This window comes from Micromonospora sp. NPDC048930 (assembly GCF_043197935.1).
Classification (GTDB): Bacteria; Actinomycetota; Actinomycetes; order Mycobacteriales; family Micromonosporaceae; genus Micromonospora.
Map to the genome: position 1 here is coordinate 119,199 of NZ_JBICUB010000017.1, position 6,429 is coordinate 125,627.

Genomic DNA, 6,429 nt, shown 5'->3' on the forward strand with positions numbered 1-6,429 from the left:
CACCGACAGCGGGAGCCCGTTCAACTAGCTGATCCGGCGGACGGCCGCGAGCTGGCCGGCCCACGCGGACAGGCGGCTGATCTTGACCACGTCGCCGCTGTGCGGGGCTTGGACGATGAGTCCTTGGCCGAGGTACATGCCGACGTGGCCGGGGCGAGCGGTGCTGCCGCGGCTGCCGGCAATGAACAGCAGGTCCCCGGGCCGCAGGTCGCGGTAGTCGGCGACCGGGGTGCCTGCGTGGACCTGTTCGCTGGTGGTGCGGGGCAGAGGGATGCCGGCGGCCCGGTATGCCTGCTGCATGAGCGATGAGCAGTCGCACTGGCGGGCGGGGATGCCGGAGTGAGCTGCGGTGCAGTCCCCGCCGAAGGTGTAGGGGGTGCCGAGCTGGGCGAGGGCCCAGCCGATCGCCGTCACGACCGGCAGCGGTGTGCCCGGCGGCAAGGTGAACCCGGCGGGCAGGGGTACCTGCTCGCTGCCGGGTTGGCCGTCGCCGGCGTCGAACAGGCACAGCGGGTTGCTCATCGCCTGTTCCAGATCGCCGTCGACGGGTCCGGCGGGGGTGCCGCCGGTGAGAACGCGGACCAGGGCGATCGCGTCGTCCTCCCACTTGGCGTAGGCGCCGGGGAAGGCGGAGCGCTGCACTGCCTGCGCGGCGTCGGTCAGCGGCATGGCCTGCCAGCCATCAATGGCGAGGAGTGCCTGGTAGAACTCCCCGGCCGCGTAGCGGGGATCTCGCAGTTGTGCGGGTGTTCCCCAGCCTTGGGAGGGGCGTTGCTGGAACAGGCCGATGGAGTCGCGGTCTCCGCCGGGCAGGTTCCGCAGGCCGGATTCCTGCATGGCGGTGGCCAGGGCGATCACCCAGCCTCGCGGCGGGACCTTCAGATCCGCGCCGACGGCGACGATCACGGCGGCGTTGGTCGTCTGCTCGCTGTCCCACCCACCGGCGCGGGCGGGTGGGGAGATGGTGAGGGTGGGTAGCAGCGGCTGCCCGTCCGGACTGACGGTGCCGTAGCAGGCGGCCGAGGCGGTGCCGCCGCCGGTGAACAGGGCACCTGCGGCGCCAGCGCACAGCACCAGCACGGCGATCACCCCGGCGGCGATCGCGGCGAGGACCCGGGCGCTCACCGCAGCGCTCCGACCGCGGGTCGTGACCCGCATGGCCGCTCGGCTCGGCTAATGAGGCTGGGGTGCAGGCAGCCGACGAGGTGGTAGGTGGCGACGCGGGTGCCGTCGCTGGTATGCACGGCGATGGTGCCGGTACCCGACTCGATGAGGTAGATCCATTCGGCGTCGAGGTGCCCGGCATGGCACAGCGGGAACACCGTGACCGGCTCCGGCGGGTCCACCTCGGAGGCGAGTGTCATACCGACGCCCGGCACCGGACGTTGCCCGGCGAACGGGGACAGCGTGGTGGCGGTGATGTCCGGGTCGAGGTACTCCCAGTCATGGGCGAGGATCGCGGTGATCAACCCGGTGCTGTCGTGGTGGGCGTGTCCGGCCCAGATCGCGGCCAGGGTGGGTAGCACGACGGTCGGGTGGCCGTCGAAGAGCACGAACCGGGCGTGCACCAGGTGCGGGTTGTCGGGGCGGGCGGCGCCGATGTAGCAGTGGGTGCTCACGGAACAAACTCCTTCAGCGGACGACGTCACGGCTGGTCGGGCTCGGGTGTGGGCGGCCAGATGGCGGGCTGGGCGCGCCAGCCGAAGATCGGGTCGGTGGTCTCGACCGACCCGCAGCGGGTGCATTTGGTGTAGGTGTCCTGGCCGTAGCCGGCCATGGAGGGCATCTCGTCGGAGGCGATCTCGTCGACGGCGCCGCAGATCCGGCAGCGGATGGATGCGCCGTCGGGCCCGCACACGCCGAAGATCGGCTCCTCCGGCTCGGTGCGGAGGCGGGACCGCCGCGGTCCTGGCGTGCCCCCGGCGGTCCTGGTCTCGACGTGGTGGACGGTGGCGGCCAGCAGCGCGACCAGACCGGGGTAGGTGGCGGGGATGTCGCCCGGGTCGGGGGGGTCGTCGACGCGGACCCGCGGGTGGTCCTCGCCGCGCAGGTGGGTGAGCTGGTAGACGCGCCCGTCGGCGTCGACGGCGTCGACGCGGCGTGCCTGCCGTGGCTGTCCGCCGTTGGTGTGGATGTCGTCGTAGCAGGCGGCCCAGGCCACGAGACGTGCGTCCGGAGTGGTCGCGCGGATCCGGCTGATAATCGTGTCGAGGGTGGCCTGGTACGGGGTGGTTTCGATGGGGTTAGTCAGCCCGGCGGCGAGGCGGTGCAGCAGCGCGGGCAGACCGGCCGGGTTGGCGAGCAGGTCGTCGGGGTGCAGCGGGAACTCGAGGCTGCGCATCTTGCGCCGTCGCTTCGGCCTGGTCGTCAGGAGCCAGTCGTGGACGAGCAGCAGCGTCGGGGGCTGACCCCAGCCCATCTGCTCGGCGTCGGCGTCTGCTGCGATGAGGCAATCGGTGAGCGTGCGGACAGTGTTGGAGGACAGCACCAGGTTCTCCCTTGCAGGGTGGACAGGCGAAAGGCCCCGCAGCCGGGTGGCTGCGGGGCCTGTGACATGCGGGGTGCGGGTCAGCCGCCGTGACGGCTGCGGCTACGCAGGGCGGGTGTGCGGTGGGGCAGGTACTCGCGTACGCCGCCGTCGACGCGTTTCGCCTCGTACATGGCGCGGTCGGCCTGGGTGAGCAACTGGCGGGCGCTGGTGTTCGGGTGGTGGGTGTGGGTGTAGCCGACCGAGGCGGTCACCTGCAGGTCGCCGTTGACGACGCGGATCGAGTCGGCGGCGATCGCCTGCCAGGCGGCCTCCGCCGCGGCAGCGGTGTCGTCGCGGTCACCGGTGACCAGCAGCGCGAACTCGTCGCCGGAGAGCCGGGCCGCGACCCGCACCGGGTTACCGAGGCTGGCCAGGCGGCGGCCGACCTGGTGGAGCAGGTCGTTGCCGACCTCGTGGCCGAGGGTGTCGTTGACGGTCTTGAACCGGTTGAGGTCCAGCAGCACCACTCCGACCGGCGCGTTGTTCTCTAGGGCGGCGGTCAGGCGGGTGAGGAACTGCCGCCGGTTGGGCAGGCCGGTGATCTCGTCGTGGCTGGCCTGGTAGCGGGCCGCGCGCAGTTCTTGCTGCTGCCGCCACAGCAGGGCGACGGCGAGGGCGAGACCGGCGAGGATCCCGCCGACGGCGATGGCGATCGTGTGCAGGATGGAAGACACTGGGAACGCTCCTTGGATCAGAAGGAGCACCGGGGGCGGGCGTGAGGCGCCAACTTCGACGTCCGCCCTCGGGCTACCTGACAGGTGGCCGGCGGCTATCGGCTGCCGGTGGTGGGGGCGAGCTGGAAGGTGGCCGGCTTTTCCACGGTCTGCACGGCCTTCCCTGCGGCGACGAGCTTGACCAACGCGTTGACGACCGCGCCCGCGCTGGCCTTCTTCGCGCCGCTGCCGGTGTTCGCGGCGTCGATGAGCTTGCACAGCTCGCTGGTCTTGTAGGCCCGGTCGGGGTGGGCTTCGAGGATGTCCAGCACCGCCCCTCGCAGCGAGCCCTTCGCCCGGCGGCTGCCTCCACGGGCTGGGTCATCGGACGGGGCGGCGGTGTCCGGGTCGGTGCCCTCGGGCGTGGAGGCAGACTGCTGGCTGCCCCCGTCGGTCGCGGCCACGGGTTCTTCCTCACCGTCGGACGGCGCGGGTTCGTCCGGCGGGGCGGTCGTGTCGCTCGCGCAGGTCGAGAGTCCCGCGTGGGCGGGATTCTCGGGCTCCGGCGTGGAGGGCTCCTCGGGTGTTTCGGCGGTGTCGGTGATGGCCGCGTCGTCGTTGGAGGCAGGCTGTGCCGGTTCGTTGGGCAGCACGTCGGGTGGGCTGTCATGCGCCGGCGACGCGGCCTGGTCCGTGCCGACGGTGGCGCGGCCAGCGTCGGTCAGCCGCCACACGGCACGCTTGCTGTCGTTGTGGATGCGTTCGGTCTGCCCGGTCTGCTCCCAGGCACGCAGCTTCGCGGTGGCGGTGGAGTAGCCGAGCCCGGCCTTGTCCGCCACGGCGGCGGCGGTGGCCTCCCCGAGTTCCGCGAGCGCGGCGAGGACCTTGAACATCGCGTGGGCCGGTACGGGCTCCGGTGTGTCGGTCATGGGCATCGTCCTTTCGTGGTGAGGTCAGCACTGATCCACGCTTCGAACGCGGCGCTGATCAAGTGCGATGACCGGACCTCGGGACACGCCCCGAGATCCGGTAGGCGGTCCGGGACGCCGCTGGCCTAGAGCGCTTCTCCGTGAGCGGCGGGTGGCTGCTGAGGCGGACGGCGGCGGGTAGCGGTGATCTCGCGGAAGCGGCCGGCCAGGGCGGTCGCCTGGAGCCGCAGCCGGGTCCGAATGGGCATCGAGTTGTCGGCGAGTGGTGACGTGGGGGCGGTGTGCCACAGCCAGTGGTAGGCGCCGAGGCTGTAGTAGCCGTCCCGGTCGGGGTAGCAGCGGTCGTCGACGGTGAGGCGGGTGCCTTCACCGAGGTCGATCTCCTCCAGCAGCACCACGGTGGTGCCGTCGAACCGCAACAGCGGATGCTCCCCCGGCATCGTGTCCGCGCGCCACGGCCCCGACATGTCCTCCACGATCCGCCGGACGGTGCGGGGGTCGAAGCGGCAGATGAGGTGGCCGTCCTCCCCGGCGTCGTAGCCGTCGGCGACCAGCGCGGGATATTCCCCGTCGTCGGCCTTCGGCGAGGTGACCATGGCCGGCCGCCAGCGCACCCCTGGCGGGGCGATCTCCGCGCGGTGGTCGAACAGCTCGACGTGCCGCGCGTCGAGTGCACAGCCAGGCCCGGCGTCGGTGTCGATCGCGAGCCAGGTGCGGTCGAGGCAGTGGCCGGCGTGCAGGACGTCGATCAGTCGGCGCCCGTCGGGGCCGGCGTGCCGCAGCGCCAGGTACAGGTGCTGATCGGGCTCCGGGGGCTCGCCCACACGCCGCCACGAGCCGCCGTAGGCGACCTGCTCAACCGCGTGGGCGGTGTACCAGACCGGCACGCCGTTGGAGCGCAGCTCACCGTCGCTGCCGGCCCGGCGAAGGGCCAGGGCCGGGGTGTTGTGCTCCCCCGCTGCGAGCTGTGCCCGGGTGAGGCGGTGGGTGGCGCAGGCGAGCGCGTGCTCTGCCAGGGGCAGCACGTCCTCGACGCGGAACCACAGTCGGGTGGACATGAGTTCGGTCTCCTGATCAATTGAGATGGGCACCGGAAGAGGGAAAGGGCGGCCTGTTGCCGGCCAGGCTCGGGAGTGAGTGCCCCGGCCCGGGGCGCCCGGCGCCCTGAAGTGCTCGCCCCCGGGGTGGGTTGCGAGCGGACCTTGCTGTCCGAGCGGTCGGGGGCGATCAGCCGGGCGGCGCAACATCGCGGGCAGCCGGCCTGTGGGAGGGGTGCGCCGTGGCCAACGTGCAGGTCGGCGGCGAGGGCGTCGCGCCGTCATCGTGGGCCGGCGTGAGGTGCTGGGTAAACCGCCGTTTCGGGCGTTGCGCCCCCGGTGGGTCCGGCTGTGCGCGAGGGCGACAGACGGGCCCACCGAGGGATGCGGTGACGGGAATCAGCGGGGATCAGCGGGGGCGCGGCGGCGGATGCGGCGCCGGCCGACACCGACGGCGAGGGTGTTGGGGTCGACCATCACCCACCGCGCGCCGTCGAGGAGGCCCTGGGTGAGCAGGTCCATCAGCGACGGTCTGGCGCTGTCGAGCAGCGGCAGGGCCTGCGCGTCGTCTTTGTGCGGCAGCCGAACGGCGGGAACGGTCAGGCTGTTGTCCGCAGCGACCGACGGCGGCAGCGCCTCGTAGGCGCAGTGGACTCCGTTGCCGGCCAGCCGGGGCTGCCCGCCGTAGCGGTAGAGCTGCAGCGCCGGCTCCGCCGATCCGTTCTCGCCGGCGGTGCCGCAGCGGATAGGCACGTTCCGGTCGGCGAGGACGGCGTGCCGCGCCTGGGCGGCGACGGCTTGCAGGTCGAAGTACAGGTAGCGGGACATGGTGCTCCTTCCATGACAGTTGTGGGTGGGAGGGACGGGAGCGCACGACCGCGCGAGGCGGCGCTGCGCGGGGCGTGGGATGGGGTGCAACCGGTCGGGCAGCACAGGTCCCTTTAGTTACGAGGGGGTGGTGTGCTGGCCCGAGCGGTGCGGTGACGCTGATGGGTCAAACCAGTCGGCCCGCCGCCGGTCCCTTCGGGTGCTGGGGGCGCAATTGGTGGGCCGGCCTCACGGGTGGTGCAGGTCGATGGCGAACAGCCGCTGGTCCTCGTTGAGGGAGTCCAGGTGGCGGCCCGCCTTCTCGAGGTAGGTGATCCGGTCGGCGAAGAACCCGCTTGCCGGTTGCATCCGGTCGCCGGTGTCGGCGTACGAGTCCAGGGGTCCAGGTAGGTACGAATGAACGGGACCAGGTGCGGCGTGTCGGCGGGGCTGCTGGCTGTCCGATGAGTGAG

7 protein-coding genes are annotated in these 6,429 nt (G+C 72.2%); all 7 read right to left on the minus strand.

All coding sequences use genetic code 11. The features are described 5' to 3' along the window. Positions 1 to 24: 24 nt before the first annotated feature. Positions 25 to 1,158 (minus strand): C40 family peptidase, encoded by a 1,134-nt coding sequence (locus ACGFI9_RS31585; protein WP_393183784.1) that lies wholly within the window; start codon positions 1,156 to 1,158, stop codon positions 25 to 27. Continuing rightward, positions 1,122 to 1,619: a hypothetical protein gene (locus ACGFI9_RS31590; protein WP_393183785.1), complete on the minus strand. Its 498-nt coding sequence runs from the start codon at positions 1,617 to 1,619 to the stop codon at positions 1,122 to 1,124. Before ACGFI9_RS31590 ends, ACGFI9_RS31585 begins: the two co-directional genes overlap by 37 nt. Before the next feature lie 26 nt (positions 1,620 to 1,645). Next, entirely contained in the window at positions 1,646 to 2,488 is an 843-nt protein-coding gene (locus tag ACGFI9_RS31595; protein WP_393183787.1) for a hypothetical protein, read from the minus strand. Positions 2,489 to 2,568: 80 nt separating this feature from the next. Continuing rightward, positions 2,569 to 3,204 (minus strand): GGDEF domain-containing protein, encoded by a 636-nt coding sequence (locus ACGFI9_RS31600; RefSeq protein ID WP_393183788.1) that lies wholly within the window; start codon positions 3,202 to 3,204, stop codon positions 2,569 to 2,571. Between the two features lie 95 nt (positions 3,205 to 3,299). Then, positions 3,300 to 4,112 carry a MarR family transcriptional regulator gene (locus tag ACGFI9_RS31605; RefSeq protein WP_393183790.1) on the minus strand — a complete coding sequence of 271 codons (813 nt, stop codon included), beginning with the start codon at positions 4,110 to 4,112 and terminating at the stop codon, positions 3,300 to 3,302. A gap of 125 nt (positions 4,113 to 4,237) precedes the next feature. Continuing rightward, the gene (locus tag ACGFI9_RS31610; protein ID WP_393183792.1) at positions 4,238 to 5,170 is read right to left on the minus strand and encodes a hypothetical protein; all 933 of its coding nucleotides are present in this window, start codon (positions 5,168 to 5,170) and stop codon (positions 4,238 to 4,240) included. 378 nt (positions 5,171 to 5,548) lie between these two features. After that, positions 5,549 to 5,977, minus strand: coding sequence for a hypothetical protein (locus tag ACGFI9_RS31615; RefSeq protein ID WP_393183794.1), 429 nt, complete (start codon positions 5,975 to 5,977; stop codon positions 5,549 to 5,551). Positions 5,978 to 6,429: the final 452 nt, after the last annotated feature.

Bases quoted from the DNA above. Each gene is read 5' to 3' on its own strand.
- ACGFI9_RS31605 (WP_393183790.1), bottom strand. From the start codon at position 4,112: ATGACCGACACACCGGAGCCCGTACCGGCCCACGCGATGTTCAAGGTC.
- ACGFI9_RS31585 (WP_393183784.1), bottom strand. From the start codon at position 1,158: ATGCGGGTCACGACCCGCGGTCGGAGCGCTGCGGTGAGCGCCCGGGTC.
- ACGFI9_RS31610 (WP_393183792.1), bottom strand. From the start codon at position 5,170: ATGTCCACCCGACTGTGGTTCCGCGTCGAGGACGTGCTGCCCCTGGCA.
- ACGFI9_RS31615 (WP_393183794.1), bottom strand. From the start codon at position 5,977: ATGTCCCGCTACCTGTACTTCGACCTGCAAGCCGTCGCCGCCCAGGCG.